The 20,293-nt window shown below is 65.0% G+C and carries 16 protein-coding genes; 4 read left to right on the top strand and 12 right to left on the bottom strand.

Annotated elements, in window-relative coordinates; all coding sequences use genetic code 11:
- Positions 1-234: 234 nt before the first annotated feature.
- Positions 235-561 (top strand): DUF1801 domain-containing protein, encoded by a 327-nt coding sequence (locus tag E3T43_RS10650; protein ID WP_166788548.1) that lies wholly within the window; start codon positions 235-237, stop codon positions 559-561.
- 22 nt (positions 562-583) lie between these two features.
- Here the strand turns inward: E3T43_RS10650 and E3T43_RS10645 are convergent, their stop codons facing one another.
- The 5 genes from E3T43_RS10645 to E3T43_RS10625 form a co-directional block, all read right to left on the bottom strand.
- Complete coding sequence (locus E3T43_RS10645; protein ID WP_134472441.1) at positions 584-2,809, bottom strand: alpha-galactosidase; 2,226 nt, start codon at positions 2,807-2,809, stop codon at positions 584-586.
- 13 nt (positions 2,810-2,822) lie between these two features.
- Positions 2,823-4,154, bottom strand: coding sequence for an extracellular solute-binding protein (locus E3T43_RS10640; RefSeq protein ID WP_134472440.1), 1,332 nt, complete (start codon positions 4,152-4,154; stop codon positions 2,823-2,825).
- 80 nt (positions 4,155-4,234) lie between these two features.
- Positions 4,235-5,143, bottom strand: coding sequence for a carbohydrate ABC transporter permease (locus E3T43_RS10635; protein WP_370449939.1), 909 nt, complete (start codon positions 5,141-5,143; stop codon positions 4,235-4,237).
- A complete protein-coding gene (locus E3T43_RS10630) occupies positions 5,140-6,093 on the bottom strand; it encodes a carbohydrate ABC transporter permease (protein WP_134472439.1) in 954 nt (317 codons plus the stop codon). Before E3T43_RS10630 ends, E3T43_RS10635 begins: the two co-directional genes overlap by 4 nt.
- Positions 6,090-8,126 carry a beta-galactosidase gene (locus tag E3T43_RS10625; protein ID WP_134442630.1) on the bottom strand — a complete coding sequence of 679 codons (2,037 nt, stop codon included), beginning with the start codon at positions 8,124-8,126 and terminating at the stop codon, positions 6,090-6,092. Before E3T43_RS10625 ends, E3T43_RS10630 begins: the two co-directional genes overlap by 4 nt.
- A gap of 178 nt (positions 8,127-8,304) precedes the next feature.
- Between E3T43_RS10625 and E3T43_RS10620 the strand changes: the two genes are divergently transcribed.
- Positions 8,305-9,327 (top strand): LacI family DNA-binding transcriptional regulator, encoded by a 1,023-nt coding sequence (locus E3T43_RS10620; protein WP_134472438.1) that lies wholly within the window; start codon positions 8,305-8,307, stop codon positions 9,325-9,327.
- Positions 9,328-9,548: 221 nt separating this feature from the next.
- Here the strand turns inward: E3T43_RS10620 and E3T43_RS10615 are convergent, their stop codons facing one another.
- From E3T43_RS10615 to E3T43_RS10600, 4 genes are all read right to left on the bottom strand, one after another.
- A complete protein-coding gene (locus tag E3T43_RS10615; RefSeq protein ID WP_134472437.1) occupies positions 9,549-10,445 on the bottom strand; it encodes a glycine betaine ABC transporter substrate-binding protein in 897 nt (298 codons plus the stop codon).
- A gap of 134 nt (positions 10,446-10,579) precedes the next feature.
- Positions 10,580-11,503, bottom strand: a complete 924-nt coding sequence (locus E3T43_RS10610; protein WP_134442633.1) for a proline/glycine betaine ABC transporter permease — start codon at positions 11,501-11,503, stop codon at positions 10,580-10,582.
- Positions 11,500-12,795, bottom strand: a complete 1,296-nt coding sequence (locus E3T43_RS10605) for a glycine betaine/L-proline ABC transporter ATP-binding protein (protein ID WP_134472436.1) — start codon at positions 12,793-12,795, stop codon at positions 11,500-11,502. The genes E3T43_RS10610 and E3T43_RS10605 overlap by 4 nt, the downstream gene beginning before the upstream one ends.
- Before the next feature lie 339 nt (positions 12,796-13,134).
- The gene (locus E3T43_RS10600) at positions 13,135-14,532 is read right to left on the bottom strand and encodes a cation:dicarboxylate symporter family transporter (RefSeq protein WP_134472435.1); all 1,398 of its coding nucleotides are present in this window, start codon (positions 14,530-14,532) and stop codon (positions 13,135-13,137) included.
- 136 nt (positions 14,533-14,668) lie between these two features.
- Here E3T43_RS10600 and E3T43_RS10595 point away from each other — a divergent pair, with 136 nt between their 5' ends.
- Positions 14,669-16,366 carry a sensor histidine kinase gene (locus tag E3T43_RS10595; RefSeq protein ID WP_134472434.1) on the top strand — a complete coding sequence of 566 codons (1,698 nt, stop codon included), beginning with the start codon at positions 14,669-14,671 and terminating at the stop codon, positions 16,364-16,366.
- Positions 16,359-17,069, top strand: coding sequence for a response regulator (locus E3T43_RS10590; protein WP_134442717.1), 711 nt, complete (start codon positions 16,359-16,361; stop codon positions 17,067-17,069). The genes E3T43_RS10595 and E3T43_RS10590 overlap by 8 nt, the downstream gene beginning before the upstream one ends.
- Here E3T43_RS10590 and E3T43_RS10585 read toward each other — a convergent pair.
- The 3 genes from E3T43_RS10585 to E3T43_RS10575 all read right to left on the bottom strand — a co-directional run bounded on the left by E3T43_RS10585 (position 17,066) and on the right by E3T43_RS10575 (position 20,194).
- Entirely contained in the window at positions 17,066-17,878 is an 813-nt protein-coding gene (locus E3T43_RS10585; protein ID WP_198414346.1) for an enoyl-CoA hydratase, read from the bottom strand. The genes E3T43_RS10590 and E3T43_RS10585 overlap by 4 nt on opposite strands.
- Positions 17,875-19,083: an enoyl-CoA hydratase/isomerase family protein gene (locus E3T43_RS10580; RefSeq protein WP_241978933.1), complete on the bottom strand. Its 1,209-nt coding sequence runs from the start codon at positions 19,081-19,083 to the stop codon at positions 17,875-17,877. The genes E3T43_RS10585 and E3T43_RS10580 overlap by 4 nt, the downstream gene beginning before the upstream one ends.
- A gap of 178 nt (positions 19,084-19,261) precedes the next feature.
- The gene (locus tag E3T43_RS10575) at positions 19,262-20,194 is read right to left on the bottom strand and encodes an HNH endonuclease signature motif containing protein (protein WP_166791306.1); all 933 of its coding nucleotides are present in this window, start codon (positions 20,192-20,194) and stop codon (positions 19,262-19,264) included.
- Positions 20,195-20,293: the final 99 nt, after the last annotated feature.

The raw sequence follows: 20,293 nt of genomic DNA, 5'->3' as shown, positions 1-20,293 counted from the left end.
CTGTGCCTGGAAGCGCTGTTCCTGAGTGTCTGCCCAGCCTCGAACGCGAATTCCGTGAGAGTGTGGAAGCAGTAACGAACCTGTCCGGCACCTCGCCGGGCCTGAACTCCAGCATCGAAAGAGGCTATTCACCTGACATCCACGCTCACTTCCGCCCCCACCGAATTCCACGTCGACGCCCCGGCTATCGCCACTGTCGCAGCCGCTGCCAAGCCGACGACCATCGCCGAGTACGTGGCCGTGCCGGCCGAGCCGCTCGCGACCGTCGTCGGCCTGCTCCGGGACAAGTTCGACCTGGCCCTGCCGGAGACCTCGACGGAACTGTGGCACGGACATCCGGTCTGGCTCGACGATGACCTACCGGTCGCCGGATTCAAGGCGTACCCCACCTTCGTCACCGTGTTGTTCTGGCGAGGACAGGCCATCACCGATGACTCGGGCAAGCTCAACGCGAGCGGGTCGGCCGAAATGAGCGAGTACAAGCTCAAGAGCGTCGACGACTTCGACAGCGACCTGTTCGACGTCTGGCTGCAGCAGGTGCGCGAGCTCGAAGCCGCGTAACACCAGGCACAGGCAGAATCGCTCAGTCGACCGCGTCGACCGCGAAGAGTGCGGCCTGCTCCGGGGCAAGCAGCGGCGCGGTCAGCCCGACGCGGGCGAGCACCGCTCCGGTCAGCGTTACCGAACCTCCGACACTGCCACTGGCAGCGTCGTCGACGGTCGGTGAAGCGGCGCTTGAGCCTCCACCCGCGGCATTCCATGCCGGCGGTGCATCCTGAATTGCGCGCGGGGCGCTTCCGAGCAGCAGAGGCGACACTCGGTAGCGCCGCTCTGGCGCGAGCCCGGGAAACCGCATCCGTTCGGGCAGCGCCGAACGCGGGGCGGTGAGGGCCACCTGGGCGAAGAGGGCCGTGTTCTGGTCGGGCGAGACGACGCCGTGCAATTCGAGAGCCGGGTCGCTGGGGTCGGCCCGCACAACGACGCCGGAGTGCAGTAGGAGGCGCAGGCGCTTATAGTGCGTGATCCACTCAGCGATCTGCCCGAGCTCCTCGGCGTTGGCGCTGGTGAGGTCCCACTCGATGCCGGCGCTGCCGAACAGGGCAGTCGCCAGTCGGAAGCTGAGCTCGGAGGTGCGTCCGGTGGTGTGCGCCGTGGCCGCACCGAGATGCCCGCCGAGGTATTCCGGCGGCACGAGCACGCCCGTATAGCGCTGGATCTGCTGTCGCTCGAGCGGGTCGTTGGTATCGCTGGTCCAGACCCGGTCGACGCGCTCGAGGATACCCAGGTCGATCCGGGCTCCCCCTGACGCACAGGACTCGATCTCGACGCCCGGATGCGCCGCGCGTACCGCATCGATGAGCCGGTACAGCGCCGCCGTCTGCCGGTGCGCGGAACCGGCCAGCAGATCGCGGTTGTGGTCCCACTTCAGGTAGGCGATCGGGTACTCCGTGAGCAGGGCGGTGAGCCGTGCCAAGACCCACGCAAAGGCCTCCGGATGGCCAAGGTCGAGCACGCGCTGGAACCGCCAGGTCAGCGCCGCTGTTTCACCGGCGGCGGGTTCGGAGACTCCACCGAGCACCCACTCCGGGTGCGCACGGGCCACCTCCGAATCGAGACTCACCATCTCTGGTTCGACCCAGAGGCCAAAATCCAGGCCGGCCGCGTGCACATGTTCGATCAGAGGATGCAGGCCATGGGGCCAGGTCACGGGGTCGACGAACCAGTCGCCGAGGGCACGGCGATCATCCCGACGATTGGTGAACCAGCCGTCGTCGAGGACGAATCGTTCCACGCCGGCCTGCGCCGCGGCATCCGCAAGTCGAGCCAGAGTCGGCAGGTCGTGCTTGAAGTAGACGGCCTCCCACGTGTTCAGCACGACTGGGCGCGGCGTCCTAATAGTTGACCACGATCGGATCCACGGATGCAGCCGCGCCGACAGCCCGTCGAGCCCAGCCTCCGAGTATGCGGCAACGGTCCAGGGGGTGCTGTAACTCTCACCGGCGGCCACACCCAGCTCGCCGGGAGCCAGCAGTTCACCGCTTCCGAGCACCGAAAAGCCCAAGGGGCTGTTCTCCGCCCAGGCGCGCTTGTCACCGCTCCAGGCGAGGTGGGTGCACCACACTTCACCGGAACGGAAACCGAATCCGGGTGTTCCGGCCACCATGAGAAAGGAGTCGTCATGCCCGGGACGGCCGTGTCGGGACTCCCGGCTCCACACGCCGTGGCCAAGGATGCTGCGTTGCGGCCGGCGCTCGTGAGTCCACAGCCCGGTGAAGTCAAGCAGTTCGCCGGCCCGACCGGGAATTGGCAGGATGACGTCGAGCGAACCGAGTTCGAATGCTGCATCGCCGGCGGCGGTACTCGTATTGGTCACGGTGTGGCGCAGCCGAAGCACCCCCTGAACCGAGAGTTCAAGGTCAGTGCGCACGGATATCTGGGCGGCGGCATCGGCCAGCAAGAGTGTCAGGGTCTGGGTACCGGGCAATGCGGCGCGCCCCGCGGGGCGCTCACCGGCCCGAACGTCGACCAGGCTAAGGTCGATGGCCGGGCTGCCCAGGCGCGGCCGGAAACCGCTGATTCCCGGGCGTGCGCTCCACCCCTGCGCGAGGGTGGGCAGCAGGGTGAGCCGCAGAGGCACGTCGATCGAGCTTGGCGCGATCGCCGGCACGGATGCGTCGGCCAACGTCGTCAGCATAGCGGCGCTCAAATCGCCCAGGTCGGCACCCCAGTGCACGATGACGGGCACCCCCGTGCCGCGGGCGTCCAGCACCAGGCTGGTGCCCGCGGCACGGAGGTAGGAAATGGGCACAGTAGAACTGATGCTACTTGTTGACCGGGATCGACTGAGCCTCGAGAGCGTTGATCGTGCTCTGCTGAGCGCTCGTGAGAGCCTCCGTCAGGGTGCCATTACCCGTGACAGCGCCCTTGAAGCCGTCCGAGGTGTCGTTGTACACCTGCGTCATGGTTGGGCCCCAGACGAAGTCGGGCGATACCTGAGCTGACGCCTCGGCGAACACGTCATAGATGGGCTGGCCACCGTAGAACTCAACGCCTTCCTTGAGGGCCGGCAGTTCCAGGCCGCTCTTGGCGGCCGGGTACAGGTTGGCCGACTCGTTCAGCATCGTGAGCGCCTCGTCAGAGGTGTTCAGCCACAGCGCGAACTGGGCAGCCTCGTACGGGTGCTTCGAGCCCTTGAAGACCGCGGTCGACGAGCCACCCCAGTTTCCGGCGGCGTTGTCGCCGGAAGCCCACTGCGGTGAGAGGGCGACGGACCAGTTGCCGGCGGTGTCCGGAGCGCCGCTGGCAATGGAGTTCGCACCCCAGGCTGCGGAGTTCCAGGTCCAGTTGGAGCCGGTGTTGTAGGCGTTGTTCCACTCGTCGGTCCACGGCGGGTTGGTCGAGACGAGGTCGCGGTCGATCAGGTCCTGCCAATAGTCGGCAACCTTGACGGACTCCGGGCTGGTCAGGTCGATGGTCCAGTTATCACCATCGTTCTCGAACCAGCTTCCGCCGGCCTGCCAGACGAATCCGGCGAACTGGTTGATGTCGCTCTGCGAGAAGTTGGTGATGTATCCACCGGTGGCGCGCACGGCCTCTGCGGCAACGGCGAACTCTTCCCAGGTGGTGGGGATCGCAATGTTGTTGGCCGCGAAGAGATCTGCGCGGTAGAACATGGCCATGGGCCCGGCATCCTGAGGCACCGCGTAAACGGCGTCTGCTTCACCGAAGTTGACCTGACCCCAGGTCCAATCCACGAAGTTGTCCTGAGCATCGAGCATACCCTCGCAGGAAGCGAGGTTGGTCAGTCCGTCCTGCACGCGAAAGTTGGGGAGGGCATCGTATTCGATCTGGCCGAGGTCAGGCGCGTTGCCGGCCTTGAGCTGGTTAAAGAAGTTCTGGTACGTGCCGCCGTTGCCGTTCGGGCCGGTCTGCACCTTCACCTGAACGTCGGGGTTGTCCTCGTTCCAGATCTTGACGACGTCCTCGATCCCAGGGATCCAGGTCGTAAAGGTCAGATCAACCTTGCCGTCCGAGGGTGCGCAGGCTGCGGCGTCGCCGCCGTCCTGCGCGGTCGAGCCGGACGCGCAGCCGGCCAGCACGACCGTGGCTGCGGTGAGCAAAGCGACGGTGGCTGCTCTCTTCTTGATCTGCATTATTCTTCTTTTCTCTTGGGGTGGGGTGGGGTGGGGTGGGGGTGGTGCAGCTGGGGGGGGAAAGCGAGGGGTGAAGCTGGCTACTTCACCGAACCGGCGCTGAGGCCGTTTCGCCAGAAGCGCTGGAGCAACAGGAAGATGATGATCAGCGGGATGATCGACAGCAGAGCGCCGATCAGAACGTAATCGCGCAGCACGGGGATCTGGTTGACCTGCGAGTTCCAGGCGTAGAGGCCGAGCGTGACCGGGAACAGGGTCTCGTCGCGCAGCATGATCAGCGGCAGGAAGAAATTGTTCCAGATGGCGACGAACTGGAAGAGGAAGACGGTGACCAGGGCCGGCACCATCATCCGCACCGAGACAGTGAAGAAGGTGCGCAGTTCGCCGGCGCCGTCGAGGCGGGCGGCCTCGATCAGTTCGTCGGGAACGCTGGCCGACGCGTAGATGCGGGAGAGGTAGACCCCGAACGGGCTGACCAGGCTGGGCAGGAACACCGACCAGAACGTGTTGGTCAGGCTGATCTGGCTGAAGATCAGGAACAGCGGCAGTGCCAGAGCCGTGGCGGGCACGAGCACCCCGCCGAGCACGACGTTGAAGATCAGTTCGCGTCCCGGGAAGTTGTACTTGGCCAGTGCGTACCCGCACATTCCGGCGATGAGCGTGCCCACGAGGGCGCCGCCACCGGCGTACAGCGCGCTGTTGAGCATCCACTTGAGGTAGACGCCGTCGCGGTAGGCCACCAGGTTTGCCATGTTCTCGAACAGGGAGAAGTCAGCGAACCAGAGCGGGTTCGTGTTATTGAACTCGGAGCGGTTCTTCGAGGCCGCGACAAGCAGCCACCAGATCGGCACCAGGAAATAGAGCGTGAAGACGCCCATGACGATCATGGCGCTGACCCGGGCGAACGGGCTCTCTCGCTGCGCGCGCGGCGTCTTGCCCTCGAAGGAACGGATTCCGCGTGCCGGCTTGGTAGGGGTCAGGGTGCTCACTTGCTTTCCTTCCGCTGCGTGAACTTCAGGAACGTGAAGGAGAGGATGAACGTGGCCAGGGCCAGCACCACGGAGAACGCGGCGGCCAGGTTGAAGTTCGGGATCGATGAGGTGGAGTACACCGTCAGGTTCGGAGTGAACGTGCTGGTCACGGCCGAGCTGAAGCTGCGGAACACCTGCGGTTCGGCGAGCAGCTGCAGGGTGCCGATGATCGAGAAGATCGCGGTCAGGACGATCGCCGGCATGATCAGCGGGATCTTGACCGACCAGGCGATGCGCAGCTGCCCGGCCCCGTCGAGGCGGGCGGCCTCGTAGAGCTCGGCCGGGATCGCCAACAACGCCGAGTAGATAATGAGCATGTTGTATCCCACGAAGACCCAGGTGACGACGTTGGCGATGGCCCAGAGAACGAGGTCCGCCGAGAGGAAATTGATGTTCTCGGTGACGGCACTGAACGGTGACAGGTTGGGCGAGTAGAGGTAGCCCCACATGATCGCGGCGATGACGCCGGGCACCGCGTAGGGAACAAAGAACGCCAGCCGAAAGAACTTTTTTCCGCGCACGAGCGGCGAGTCCAGCAGCAGGGCGAATAGCAGTGCAAGGCCGAGCATGATCGGCACCTGCACGATGCCGAAGGCGAGCACCCGGCCGATCGACTCCCAGAAGGGCCCGTTCTCGAAGACCAGGATGTACTGGGTGAGTCCGCCGAAGACCTGAGTCGCTTGACCGAAAGTGCCCTCGCGCTCGATCACGAGCAGCGATTGGTAGATCGCATAGCCGATCGGCAGGAGGTAGAACAGGGCGAACAGTGCACCGAACGGGATCACGAACGCGAGGATCGCTCCCTTGTGCTGCACGCGCGGCTTTGCTCCTGGCGGCTTGGCGGCGCGGGGCCCCTTCCCGGCGGCGGCGCCCGGGGCATCCGTTATAGGAACGGCAGGTGCGCTCATGATGCGGGGTCCTCTCTAATCACGCGGACGGCGCCGGCCGGCACGCGCACGGTTCGACCGATGGGCTCTCCGACGACAAGTTCATGGCCGGAGGCCGGAAGCTCAACGTCATCGTGACCGTGGTTGATGATGAACAGGTAGCTGCCGGTGGCGTTCACTCGGCGAACGACTTCGATGGTTCCCGCGCTCTCCGGGCCAACCGCGGTAACGCGTGCTTCCTCAGCAATCGTGCGCATGAGGTTCCTCAATGCTCCGGGCTCCAGCGCGGTCGCAACGTACCAGGCGGTCCCGCTTCCGTGACCGTTGCGAGTGATGGCGGGGATTCCGGGTAGTGGCCCGTCAAGGTAGTTCGCCACCACCTCGGCGGTGTCCACCCGCAGGCGTTCGCTCCACAGGCTCGCGGCGGCGCCAGAGTCGAGGGTGAGAACGTGTCCGGGCAGCAGCGGGGAGAATTCTTCCACAGTGATTCCGAGGAGCTCGCGGAACGCGCCAGGGTAGCCACCGGAGCGCACCCGGTCGTCTTCGTCGACGATGCCGCTGAAAAAAGTGATCAGGGCGTGGCCGCCGGCCGCAACATAGGAACCCAGGTTCCGGGCCTGCTCGTCAGAGATCAGGTAGAGGCACGGGGCGACAACGAGGCGGTAGGCCGAGAAATCAGCGTCGGGCGAGACGATGTCGACCGTGACGCCGAGCTGGTGCAGAGCCGTGTAGGCGGCGTGCACCTGGTCGAGATAGCGCACCGCATGGGAGGGGCGAGACTCTCCGTCGCCGGCCCACCAGGCCTCCCAGCTGAAGATGATCGCAGCATCCGCGACGACCCGGCTGCCGGCGACCTCGACGAGGCGATCAAGGGTCGCGCCCAGGGCCACGACCTCGCGCCAGAGCACGGTGTCGGTGCCAGCGTGGGGTACCAGGGCGGAGTGGAACTTCTCTGACCCTTGTAGGGAGGCGCGCCACTGGAAGAAGCAGATGCCATCGGCACCGCGGGCGACGTGGGCGAGGGAATTGCGAGTCATCTCGCCGGGCACCTTGGCCAGGTTGTGCGGCTGCCAGTTGACGGCGCCGGTGGCCTGTTCCATGAGCAGCCAGGGCTCCCCCTGGGCGAGCCCACGAGTGAGGTCAGCGGCGAAAGCGAGTTCGATGGCTGGGTCGGCGAGGCGATGGTCGAGGTAGTGGTCGTTGGCGATGATGTCCATATCGCCGGCCCAAGACCAGTAGTCGAGGTTACGGATGTGCGCGGTGACCATGAAATTGGTGGTCACCGCCACGTTCGAGTGGCGGCGCAGCACCGCGGCCTCGAGGCGGTAGTAGTCGAGCAGTTCGGCCGAGCTGAATCGGTGGAAGTCGAGCACCTGGCCGGGGTTCCGGCTGGACAGCGTGAGCCGCGGGGTAAGAATCTCGGCCCACTCGCCGTAGCGCTGGCTCCAGAACGAAGTACCCCAGGCGGCGTTGAGAGCGTCAATCGTGCCGTAGCGCGCCTGCAGCCAGAGACGAAACGCAGCCGCGGTGTCATCGCAGTAGCACAGCGCGTTGTGGCAGCCCAGTTCGTTGGACACGTGCCAGAGGGCGACGGCCGGGTGGCGGCCGTACCGCTCGGCGACCTTCTCCACCAGGGCGAGCGCGTGCTCACGGAACACGGCCGAACTCGGACACCAGGCCTGGCGGCCGCCCGGGAAGCGGGTGGTGCCTTCGGCGGTGACCGGAAGCATCTCGGGGTGGAGCGTGGTCAGCCACGGCGGCGGCGAGGAGGTGCCGGTGCCGAGATTGACCCGGATGCCATTGGCGTGCAAGAGCTCGATAATCGTGTCGAGGGTGGCAAAGTCGTATTCGCCCGCCCGCGGTTCGAGGTGGGACCAGCCAAAGATATTGATGGCGACGAGGTCAACGCCGGCCTCGCGCATCAGGCGCACGTCGTCGGTCCACGTCTCGGGCCCCCACTGCTCGGGATTGTAGTCACAGCCGTAGGCGATGCCCTCGTGCACGAACGGAGTGGCCGTGGCCGTCTCGTTCAAAGTGGCTGCTCGCGAGTTCATGCGCTCCCTGACTGTGGCGTGCAAGCCGTATTGGCGACACACTGTTGACGGCTCTGTGAACGTACACAGAATCAAGAAAAAAACTCTCCATTGGGTTTTCTGTGAACGTACACAGACTAAGTATCCGCCGGCGGTCGTGTCAAGTGCGGCGGTTGTTCGTGAGCGTTACAGTTATCAAATGGTGATAATTCCGTCTCGACGCAAACGCGCGACGATTCACGACGTCGCCGTGGAGGCTGGCGTGTCCCGCGGCACGGTCAGTCGGGTCGTAAACGACGAACCCTACGTCTCGGCGTCAGCCCGCATCGCCATCGAAGCCGCCATCGAGAAGGTCGGTTATGTACCGAACAACGCAGCGCGCAGTCTGGTCATGCAGCGCTCAGAAGCGGTCGGCTTCATTGTGCACGAGCCACACTCGCTATTTCTGGATGACCCGAACATCGGCGGCATCCTGCTCGGGGCCAACACCGTGCTTTCCCACTCGGACTACCAGATGGTCAGTCTCGTCATCGACTCCCAGCGCGACACCGACCGCGTCGCCCGCTACCTCAGCGGCGGTTTCGTCGACGGGGTAATCATCGTCTCCGCCCGCCGCGAAGACCCAACCACCCGAGTCATCGAGAAGCTGCGTCTTCCGGCGGCTTTCGTTGGACATCCGCCAGAGCAGAGCCCGCTGCCATTCGTAGGAATCGACAACCGGGCATCAGCGCGCGCGATCACCGAACGCCTCATGCAGACCGGACGCAAGCGCATCGGCATGATTGCAGCCGCACTCGATCGCGATTCCGGCGCCGACCGACTCGCCGGCTTCACGGATGCCCTGGGCGACCGCTTCGACCCTGCTCTCGTCGCCCAAGTACCGCTCTACACCTTCACCGACGGGATTGAAGGCATGTGCACGCTGCTTGAACGCGACCCACTGATTGACGGCGTGTTCGCGGCTTCTGACGCCGTAGCAGCGGGAGCACTCGAAGCGCTCCGCCATGCCGGGCGCAGCGTGCCCGGTGACGTCGGCATCGTCGGATTCGACGACAGTTCCTGGGCGCTGCGCACCCAGCCACACCTGTCGACCGTGCACCAGCCGGCCTTCGGTCTGGGTGAGCGAGCAGCGGAGTGCGTGCTCGGCCAGCTGCGCGGCGAGGAGCAACCCGCCGACGGCATCCTTCTTCAGACACCTATCGTCTGGCGCGACTCCGCTTAAGCGACAAGCGTTGGGGATTCCACACCCGGCGTGGCGAACACCCGTGGCGGACACCACCTCCGCTGTACCGAGATTCGCGCCGTAACTCCATGAACAGCTGATGGCTGACCACGGCGACGTGATGAAAAAATCATGTATCTATCGACAAGTTCTACTCCGCGACAATAAACAGAACGGCCCACGTCCGAGGACGCGGGCCGTTCTTCGTTCAGAATCCGTGACTAGCTGGTGAGGCCGTCCACGTATTCCTGGTTGTCTTCGATCCACTGGGCGACGATCGGAGCGTAGTCCGAGCCGTCGTAGTCGACGAACATGGCCTCTTCGAGGGTGTACAGAGTCTCGAGGTCCATCTCGAAGCCTTCGATCCAGCTACTGGCTTTGGGGAACTTCTCCGAGAAGTCGGCGCTGCCGAAGGAGTGCAGGCTCTCGACGGACTCGAGGGTCCCCTCGGGGTCTTCGAGGTTCTTGATCGGGAACGAACCGTAAGCCCAGTGCGGCTCCCAGAGGGTCACGACGACGTTCTCGCCGGCATCCGTGGCTGCCTTGAGTTCGGTCAGCATGGCCGCCGTCGACGACGTGGTGAATTCCATGCCCTCGAGGCCGTAAGACGGAATGACGCGGTCTTGGGTCGCAGCGGTCAGGCCGGCGCCGGCTTCGATGCCCACAATCTGGTTGCCGAACAGGTCAGCGTTCTCGGCCAGTTCGGCGAGCGAGTCGATCGGGGCGTCCGCGTTCACCGCGATGGTGAGCTTGGACTCGTTGTTCCAGGCGCCCAGGTCGGTGATCTCGTCGCCGTAGGTCTTGAGGTACTCGCCGTGGGTGTCGGGCAGCCAGATGTCCATGGTGAGGTCGTAGTCGCCAGTGGAGAGGCCCTCGTAGACGGGGGCAACGTCGGCGTACTCGAGTTCGACGTTGTAACCCTTCTCGTCGAGAATGGCTTTCCACAGCTCGGAGACCGCGACGCCTTCATCCCAGCCGTTGAACACGGCGAGGGTGACGTTCTTCTGGTCGTCGTTGCCGTTTCCGACCGTGTCGACCTCGGTTTCGGCGGCACAGCCCGCTAGGGCGAGGAGCGAAACCGCTCCAAGGGCGATAAGGGGTGTTGAACGAATTTTCATGCGTCTTCCTTTCGTGCCACCCGCTGCGGGCGACTGGGGATTGACTCGTGGTGCGTGCGCCAGCTCCCATGGAGCCTGCGCACATGGAACGGATGCGGGGCATCCGTTGGGAGGAGGGACTCGGAATGACCAGGTCAGACGAGAGCCGATGCTGGCACGTTTGCCGGCTGTGCTGCAGAGTTCGCAGCCACGCGATTGGCCTTACGGGCAGCGAGCATACGTCCGAGCGGAGTGCTTCCATTGCCGAGCGCGGCGGTGACACGGTCGAGGAAGATCGCCAAGATGACCACGGCGAGACCGGCCTCGAAACCGAGGGCGACGTCGAGACGCGACAGCGCCGCCACAATCTCACCGCCGAGAGCACCGGCGCCGACCATGCCGGCGATGACGACCATCGAGAGCGACAGCATGATGACCTGGTTGATGCCGGCCATGATCGTCGGCGTTGCCAGCGGCAGCTGAATCTGCCTGAGGATACGCCACGGGCTCGCGCCGAAGGCCTGGCCGGCCTCGACGACCTCCTTGTCGACCCCGCGGATGCCGAGTTCGGTGAGCCGCACACCGGGTGCCATGGCAAAGATGATGGTCGCCACGATGCCGGGAACCTCGCCGACCCGAAACAGAATGAGGGCCGGAACCAGGTAGACGAAGGCCGGCATAGTCTGCAGAAAGTCCAGCATCGGCCGGATGGCACTCGAGGCGACCGAAGATTTGGCCGCGAGAATACCGAGCGGAACACTCAGCCCGATGGCGATGATGCTCGCCACGAGAACCAGGGCGAGGGTCAACATCGCGTTTTCCCACTGATTGACACCGAGAATGAGGCCGAGGCCGATCACTGTTCCCACGGCGAACTTCCAGCCGCGGACGGCGAAGCCGATGGCCGCTGCGATCGCGATGATGACGTAAAACGGCGGCGCGACGAGCACGAAGGCTACGCCTCCGAAGGCACCGTCAACAATCAGGCGAATGAAAGCAAAAACAAACCCGAAGGTAACCGTGATCCATTCGATAAAGGATTCGATCAAGGTGCCGAGGGGAATACGGAAGTCGTTCACGCTTCGGCTCCGTCCAGCGCGGTGTCGCGCAAAATATCGGTAATAACGTTGACCGGAATAGTCGCCGGCGGGTGGATCACCGGCAGTTCACCAGTGCTCGTGGTGACGTTGCCAATTGCAGCGAGCAGGGTGACGCGCGGAATGACTCCGAGCAAGCGATTCTTCGAGTCGACGACTGCGATGGGCAGGTCGCTGCCGACGGAAGGCTCGACGAGATCGACAAGGGCAGTATCGGGCGCAACTGTGGTGGCATCGTCTCGAATGATTGCTCGGAGGTCGGCGTCCCCGGCCTTGACCATTTTGAGCACGTCGCGGTCGCGCACGATTCCGGCGAAACTGCGGTCGCGGTTGAGCACGAAAACAACGGATGTCTGGAGGTCTCGCATCGTGCGGAGCGCGGCTCGCGGGCCAGCCGTTTTGGTGACGACAGCCCGAACCGGTTCCATGACGGTCGTCGCGGTGAGCACGCGCGCCCGGTCGACGTCCTGCACGAACTGGGCGACGTAGTCGTTGGCCGGGTCGGTCAGGATCTCTTCCGGCGTGCCGATCTGCACGATGCGCCCGTCACGCATGACGGCGATTCGGTCGCCCAGGAACATGGCCTCGTTGAGATCGTGGGTGATGAAAATGATGGTCTTGCCGAGCGCGGCCTGCAGCTCGATGAGCTGCTCCTGCATCTCACGGCGAATGAGCGGGTCGAGGGCCGAGAAGGCTTCGTCCATGAGCAGCACGTCGGTGTCGGCAGCGAGGGCTCGTCCGAGGCCCACTCGCTGCTGCATTCCGCCCGACAACTCGGACGGCAGGTTGTCGGCCCAGCCAGCGAGACCGACGAGGTCGATGATCGTCTGGGCCTTGGCGAGGCGTTCTGCTCGCCCCATGCCCTGAATCTCCAGGCCGTAGGCCACGTTGTCGATCACGGTGCGGTGTGGCAGCAGGGCGAAGTGCTGGAAGACCATGGAAATGCTCTTGCGGCGCACGTCGCGCAATTCCTTGGCCGACACGTCGGTGATGTCCGTGCCGCCAACGGTTACGGTGCCGGAGGTCGTCTCCCACAGGCCGTTGAGCATGCGGATGAGAGTCGATTTGCCCGAGCCGGACAGGCCCATGACGACGAAGATCTCGCCCCTCTTGACCTCGAAGGAAGCGTCGATGACGGCGGCCACCCCGAGGGAAGAGATTTCGGCGCGGCTCTTGCCGGCCTTGAGCTTCTTGACGATTTCATGCGGACGACGTCCGAATGCTTTGTAGAGGTGATCTGCCTTGACGGCTATGGTTTCTGAACTCTCGGTCACGCGTTCTCCGGTGCACGCCGAACGTAGCCGATTTCACGGCTGACACTGGGGCGTGCTCTCTTGTCGGACGGGTTGGCGCCAAGCGGCCCAAACGCGACAATCAACGCGGGCTGGAGCAATCATGGGATCGCATCCGTCGGTGCCGCACCATACGAAGGCGGCCGTTCCATCTCAAATGGTGGCTACGTCTGCGCGTCCTGGTGAAGGGTTGTAAGACCGTCAACAATCCTAACACACCCCGGTTTCGGTTGCCCGAAAGGGCAGAAAAAAAGGGGTGCCGCCCGGGAGGATTCCTCCGGACGACACCCTTAGCGCGAGTCTAATACTCGCCTTTTCGACTCAAATGCGTTCCAATACCCGGGATTGTGCGGCCTTCTCTTCGGTGCGCTGGGTGTCGGCGACGCTGACGTGACCGTGGGTGAGCATGGTGCGTTCGTCAAACGGTTCGAGCTTGTCCAGCACGCGGTCAACCTGCACCCGGTCGAGTTCCTTGGTCCAGGAGCCAATCATGACGGTTGCCACGGCGTTGCCGGTGAAGTTGGTCAGCGCGCGAGCTTCAGACATGAAACGGTCGATGCCGACGATGAAGCCGACGCCGCCGACGAGTTGCGGGGCGTGGGCCTGCAGGCCCGCGGCCAGTGTTGCGAGGCCGGCGCCGGAGACCCCGGCGGCGCCCTTGCTGGCGATAATCATGAAGACGAGCAGCCCGATCTGTTCGCCGAGGGCCAGCGGCTGACCGAGCGCGTTGGCGATGAACAGCGAGGCCATGGTGAGGTAGATCGCGGTACCGTCGAGGTTGAACGAGTAGCCGGTGGGCACGGTGACTCCAACGACGGGCTTGGAGACGCCGAGGTGTTCCATCTTGGCGATCAGTCGCGGCAGCGCGGCTTCGGACGACGACGTCGACACGATGAGCAGGTATTCCCGGCCGAGGTAGCGCATGAGCTTGAACAGGTTCACACCCGTGACCAGCTTGAGGAGGCCGCCAAGGATGACCACGATGAAGAGGATGCAGGTGATGTAGAAGGCGGCCATGAGCGTGAACAAACTGATTACGGCCTGAATGCCGGTGGCACCGACGACCGCCGCGATCGCACCGAATGCACCGATCGGGGCGAGCCACATGACCATGATCAGAATGCGAAAGACCAGGGCCTGCACGTGGGCCAGCCCATCGAGAATCGGCTTGCCGGCCGGGCCCATGCGCTGCAGCGCGAAGCCGGCGATGAGAGCCACGAGCAGCGTCTGCAGAATGTTCCCGCTGGTCAGCGACGAGAACAGGGTGGTGGGAACGATCCCGAGCAGGAACGATTTGGTGTCGGCCGATTCCGTGGCGGCGAAGGTGGCATCCGACAAGTTGATGCCCTCGCCCGGGTGGATCATGTTGCCCACGACCAGTCCGATGCCGAGCGCGAAGGTCGACATGACCAGGAAGTAGCCGAGGGCGAGGCCACCGATCTTGCCGACGGTGGCTGCCTTGGCGATGGAGCCGATACCGAGGATGATCGTGCAGAAGATGATCGGGGCGATCATCATCTTGATCAGGGCGATGAACAGGTCACCAAGCGGCTTGAGCGAGACCGCGAAACCCTCGGGTCCGCCCCAGACCAAACCGACGACGATGCCGAGCACGACCGCGACGATGACGGCCATGTAGAGGTAGTGCGACGAGTCGATTCTCTTCTTGGGCTTGCCGGGTTTGTTGAGTTTGGTACGGGTTGATGGCGTCGATGCCATGTCAGACTCCTATGTCTAGGCTTAACCTGATCCACCAGGGGCTCCGGTCGGTGCAATTTATTCCACACTGGTAGACGCACCCCGCTCGCGCACGGTTGCGGTCATATTGTTCACGAGCTCACGAAAGAGGCAGGTAGTGCGTAAGGAATGGAGCATCGCTCGGCGTCTCTTTTTCGCGCACGCATTGTTCATCGTCATGCTCACGCTCTTCGTCGGAACGGCCTTCTTCGTCGACGCGCGCGATCGCGGCTACGTCGAGACCGGCAACCGGATGCTCGCGGTCGCCACCGCCATCGCCGACAGTCCGCTCGTGCTCGCGGCGAGTGAGTCGGCCGACCCGAGCGCGTCGCTGCAGCCTTACACGCTCGAGTTGAGCGCCGATGCGGGGCTCGATTTCATCACGATCATGGCCCCAGACCGTACCCGGTGGACCCACCCAACCGACACCGAGATCGGCAGGGACTACATCGGCGCCATCGCTCCGGCACTCTCCGGAACCGCCTTCACCGAAATCAGCACCGGAACCCTCGGGCCATCCGTTCGTGCCGTGGTGCCGGTAACGGATGCCGACGGCACCGTGCGCGCGCTCGTCGCGGTCGGCACCACGACGAGCAACATCACGATCGCCCTGAACGCCCGGTTACCCTCGGTGCTCGGTCTGGCTCTCGGGCTCCTCACGTCGGGGTCAGTGGTGACCTGGCTGCTGGGGCGCTACTTACGCCGGGTCACCCTGGGCTGGGGACCGGAGCACCTCGCGCAACTGTTCGTCTACTACGACTCGGTGCTGCACTCCGTGCGGGAGGGTCTGGTACTAGTCGATCTGCACGGTGACCTCGTGCTCTACAACGATCAGGCGGCCACCCTGCTGGGGATTCCGCCGCGCCCGGCTGCGGGAAGTTTCGAGCGACCGCAGGCTTTGACCGCCCTGAGCCTGCCGCCGAGTCTCGGAGATCTGCTGCGGAGCGGCCGCAACGCGCACGACGAGATTCATGTGACCGGCACGCGAGTACTCGTAGTGAACCAGGAGCCGGCGACCGCCTCGGGGAACGCGGGTGCCCGGGCGGAACCGATGGGGTTCGTGGCGACGATTCGCGACCACACCGATCTGCAGAACCTGGGCAGTGAGCTGCAGTCAATGCGGACCCTGTCCGATGCACTGCGAGCGCAGACCCACGAGCATTCCAACCGGCTGCACACGATCGTGTCGCTGATGGAACTCGGCCGCACCGAGCAGGCACTCGAATTCGCCACAAAAGACCTCGAATTGAGCCAGCGACTCGCCGACGAGATGGTCGGCTCGGTCGACGAACCGGTGATCAGCGCCCTGATCATGGGCAAATCGGCACAGGCCAACGAACTGGGTATCACCCTGACCGTCACGGCGTCCGGCACGCTCGCGCAGTCCGGGCTGTCGATCCAGGACCTCGTGACGGTGCTCGGCAATCTGGTCGACAACGCGCTCGATGCGGCGGCGGGCGGCGACGACCCACGCCGCGTATCGGTCACGGTGTCGTCGACCGAGCAGGCCGTCGTGATCGAGGTGGCCGACAGCGGTGCCGGTGTGGCGCTCGATGTCATCGATGAGGTGCTGCGGCTGGGATTCAGCACCAAGGGCACTGGCACGGTCGGCGGCCGCGGCCTCGGTTTGGCTTTGGTGCGCCAGGCGGTCACGCGCCTCGGTGGCACACTCACCATCGGGCGTCGCGAGGGTGCCGTGTTCACGGTGACGATTCCGGCGATTGCTCTGCCCGCAGCGCCTCTGCCCGCAGCAGCAGACACCACGGCCACACCGACACCGCCCGAAACGCTCGCTGCGGCGGTCAATCATGACTGACTCAGCACCGATTCGCGTGCTCGTCGTCGAGGACGAACCACTCGCCGCCGAGGCGCACGCCGTCTACATCGGTCGCCTGGCCGGGTTCGAGCTCGTCGCCACGGTCGGCACCGGGCAGGAGGCCTTTCGCCGGGTAGCGGCCGCCGCCTCGGCCGGCACCCCGATCGACCTCGTGCTGATGGACATGAACCTGCCGGACAGCCACGGGCTCGACGTGAGCCGGCGCATCCGTTCGGCCGGTCTGTCCACGGATATCATCGCCATCACCGCGGTGCGCGACCTCGACAATGTGCGCGGGGCGATCGCCGCCGGCGTCGTGCAGTACCTGATCAAGCCGTTCACCTACTCGACCTTCGCTGCGAAATTGTCCAGTTACCGGGACTTTCGTGCGGAACTGAACGCGCACGCATCCGTTGTGACGCAGTCGGCGGTTGATAACGCGTTCGCGAGCCTGCGCGCGCCGACCGATATTCCGCTGCCGAAGGGCCTGGCCGATTCGACGCTGAATCCGCTGGTCACCTATCTGCAGGCCCAGACCGCGTCGGTCTCGGCGAGTGAGCTGATGGAGCCGCTGGGGCTCTCCCGGGTGACCGCGCGCCGCTACCTGGAATATCTCGCCAACACCGGTCTCGTGCTACGCGCGCCGCGCTACGGCACGCCCGGGCGGCCCGAGAATGAGTACAGCTGGAAGCGTGGTCGCTAGCGGTTCGTGAAATTCGGTGACCGCTTTTCGATGAAGGCGGCCATGCCCTCGCTCTGATCCTCAGTCGCGAACACCGAATGAAACAGGCGACGTTCCAAGTGGATGCCGCCGCTCAGCATCGATTCGTACGCCGCGTTGACGACGTCCTTGGCGAGCATCGCGATCGGTGCCGATTTGGCCGCGATCTCCGTGGCGGTCGCGAGGGCATCGGCCAGCAGGTCGGCGGCGGGCACGATGCGGGCGACGAGACCGGCCCGTTCGGCTTCGACGGCGTCGATGGTACGGCCGGTGAGGATCATCTCCATCGCCTTGGCCTTGCCGACGGCGCGGGTCAGGCGCTGGGATCCGCCCATGCCCGGTATGACGCCGAGCTTGATCTCGGGCTGGCCGAACGTCGCGGTGTCGGAGGCGATAATGAAATCGCAGATCAGGGCGAGTTCGCAGCCGCCGCCGAGGGCGTGGCCGGAAACAGCGGCGATGACCGGGGTGCGCACGGCGGCGAGCTTGTCCCAGCCGGCGAACCAGTCCTGGAGGTACATATCCATGTAGCTCATCGACGCCATCTCCTTGATGTCGGCGCCGGCCGCGAAGGCCCGCTCCGAACCGGTGATCACGATCGCGCCGATCGAGGGGTCGGTGTCGAGCCGGGTGGCGGCACCGACGACGTCCTGCATGGTGGCGAAGTTGAGGGCGTTCAGCGCCTTCGGGCGGTTGAGCGTGATCACGCCGACCCGGCCGTGGCGCTCGAGCAGGATGTTTTCGTAGATGTCGGCGTCGGTCAGAGTTTCGGTCTGGGTTGTGTCGCTCATGCGGTGGCCTTCCGTTCGGTGTTCTGGCGGAGTTCACCGGTCGTGTGGATTTCGCCGGTCATGCCGGGCTCGACGCTCGTGCTTGGCTGCACGCTCGTTTCGGGCTCGGCGGGAACGTGTACGCGTGGCAGGCGCAGCTCGCGCTCCCCCAACGGCGCGAAGTGCGCCTGCACATCGGTGCCGGACACGGCGTCCAGGCTGCTCGGCTGCCAGTTCGGGTTGCGGTCCTTGTCGATGACCTGGGCGCGAATGCCCTCGACCACATCGTGGCCGGCCACCATGCGCAGGGAGACTCGGTATTCCTGCTCGAGCACCGCTTCGAGGCTGTCGAGTTCACGGGCGCGGCGGAGGGCTTCGAGGGTGACCGTGAGCGCGGTGGGCGACTTGGCCAGAATGGCCGTGGCGGCGTCGCGGGCCGCAGCAACGGGAGAGTTCTGCAGCCGATCGATGATCCCGGGCAGGCTATTGCCGGCGTAGCACTCGTCGATCCAGGTGCGCTCGGCCAGCAGCGGGGCCGCGGGCACCGTCGACTCGGCGTACTCGGCGATGGCCGCGGCAACGGGCATCCGTTTGAGGGCATCGACCAGGGAATCGAGCCGGGTCGAGTCGACGAAACTGTCGGCCAGGCCGAGCGCGATCGCATCAGAACCGGTCATGGTCGCGGCGGTAAGGGCGAGATGGGTGCCGAGCTCGCCGGGGGTGCGCGAGTAGAGGTAGGTACCGCCGACGTCGGGCACGAAACCGATGGTGGTCTCCGGCATGCCGAGTCGGGTGCGTTCGGTCACGACGCGGTGTGAGGCGTGGCCGGAGAGGCCGACTCCCCCGCCGAGCACAATGCGGTCCATCAGGGCGACGAAGGGTTTGGGGTACCGCTTGATCTGCGCGTTCAGGGTGTATTCATCGGCCCAGAACCGGGCATTCTCGTCTGGATGGGTGCGGGCGTCGCGGTAGATCGAGACGATGTCGCCGCCGGCGCACAGGGCGCGGTCGCCGCTGCCGGTGAGCAGCACGGTCTGCACGGTCTCGTCGTCGGCCCAGTCGGTGAGCGCTGCGGTGATCGACCGGATCATGCCGTGGGTCAGCGCGTTGAGCGCCTTGGGCCGGTTCAGGATGATGCGGGCCAGCGATCCGTCCCGCTGCAGCCGCACCTCGCCGTCAGCGTGTGCCGAAGCGGATGCGTCGGTGCCGGTCGTTGACACCGTCACGCCCTGATCGGAGGGTGTAGCAGTTGAATCCGTGCGGGGCATAGAGACCTTTCCGCGTCGCTGCGGTTGAGTTGGGGTGAACGTTGGCACAGTCTATCGAGGTGAATTTTCTGGCCGGCAACGGGCGAAGGTGCCGGAGTACACCCCGAACCGACGAACCCGGTGAGGATCACTTGCCCTAGAACGGTTGAGGATCGGTGTCGAGGTCGAGGTTGTCGGTGTTCCAGGTGGAGTTCCCGGCGGAGGTCCAGTCGGTGTTCCAGGGGTCGGGCACGGGTGGTGCCGGCTCGGCCGGCATGGGTGGTGCTGGCGCGGTTTGTTGTTGCGGTGGGTTGATGCGGGTGGCGGGGTCGGTGGCGTAGTGTTTGCCGGCGGGGCTGGTCCAGTGGACGGTGCCGTCGGGGTCGGCGACGGCTTTCCAATCGGAGAAGTGTTTGAGGTTGTGGTGGGCGGGCGAGAGGAAGTGGAGGTTGGTGGCGGTGGTGGGGCCGCCGAATTGTTTATCGATGGTGTGGTCAAGGTCGGAGTGGCCGGCGGAGCGGTTGCAGCCGGGGAACCGGCAGGTTCCATCGCGTAGGCGCAAGTATTTCTTCAGCGCCGCGGGCACGCGGAACGGGGTGGAGCTGACGTCGAGGACGATGCCGGTGTGCGGGTGAGTGAGGACGCGCAGAAAACTCGTCGCCGTCCCAGCCAGCCGGCGGGCCGTCTCCGGATCGATCGGGCCGTAGCCTTCGAGGNGGGTGAGGACGGGGACGGTGATGTTGACGTTGGCGGTGAGGCCGGCGCCGAGGCCGCTGCCGGTGACGCCCTGCTGGAGCAGGTCGATGGCGACGTCGGCGCGGAGTTGGCTGAGGGTGCGGGGCTCATCGGGGCCCTGCAGACTGATCGCAGCATCGGTGACCCGGGTATAGACGCCTTGCAGGTCGTCGCCGGCCGCGCGCAGCCAGAGGGTGGCCATGCCGTCCTTGTCGGGGAAGAACTGCACCCGGCGGTCGGCCAGACACCGGGCGCGGCGAACGGTGATGCTGTCGGGGTGGAACCGCTCCCGCAGCTTGCGAGCCTTGCCATCGAACTGCGCCGCGGTGAGTTTGCGAGCGTGCGGCAGCAACACGAGGGTGTCAGATGGTCTGTGTAAGGGGTTGCGGATCTATTTGAAGGAGTGACACTAATGGTCATGACTGAACGAAATGAGAAGCTGAAAGCACCGAAG

Source organism: Cryobacterium sp. Hh7, from assembly GCF_004403155.1.
GTDB classification, from domain to species: domain Bacteria; phylum Actinomycetota; class Actinomycetes; order Actinomycetales; family Microbacteriaceae; genus Cryobacterium; species Cryobacterium levicorallinum.
Note: the sequence above shows the minus strand (reverse complement) of the source record. Positions and strands in the feature narration are given on the sequence as shown.

Excerpts from the sequence above, each read along its gene's own strand:
- E3T43_RS10640 (WP_134472440.1), bottom strand. The coding sequence starts at position 4,154 with ATGCAGATCAAGAAGAGAGCAGCCACCGTCGCTTTGCTCACCGCAGCC.
- E3T43_RS10630 (WP_134472439.1), bottom strand. The coding sequence starts at position 6,093 with ATGAGCGCACCTGCCGTTCCTATAACGGATGCCCCGGGCGCCGCCGCC.
- E3T43_RS10625 (WP_134442630.1), bottom strand. The coding sequence starts at position 8,126 with ATGAACTCGCGAGCAGCCACTTTGAACGAGACGGCCACGGCCACTCCG.
- E3T43_RS10620 (WP_134472438.1), top strand. The coding sequence starts at position 8,305 with ATGGTGATAATTCCGTCTCGACGCAAACGCGCGACGATTCACGACGTC.
- E3T43_RS10615 (WP_134472437.1), bottom strand. The coding sequence starts at position 10,445 with ATGAAAATTCGTTCAACACCCCTTATCGCCCTTGGAGCGGTTTCGCTC.
- E3T43_RS10600 (WP_134472435.1), bottom strand. The coding sequence starts at position 14,532 with ATGGCATCGACGCCATCAACCCGTACCAAACTCAACAAACCCGGCAAG.
- E3T43_RS10590 (WP_134442717.1), top strand. The coding sequence starts at position 16,359 with ATGACTGACTCAGCACCGATTCGCGTGCTCGTCGTCGAGGACGAACCA.
- E3T43_RS10585 (WP_198414346.1), bottom strand. The coding sequence starts at position 17,878 with ATGAGCGACACAACCCAGACCGAAACTCTGACCGACGCCGACATCTAC.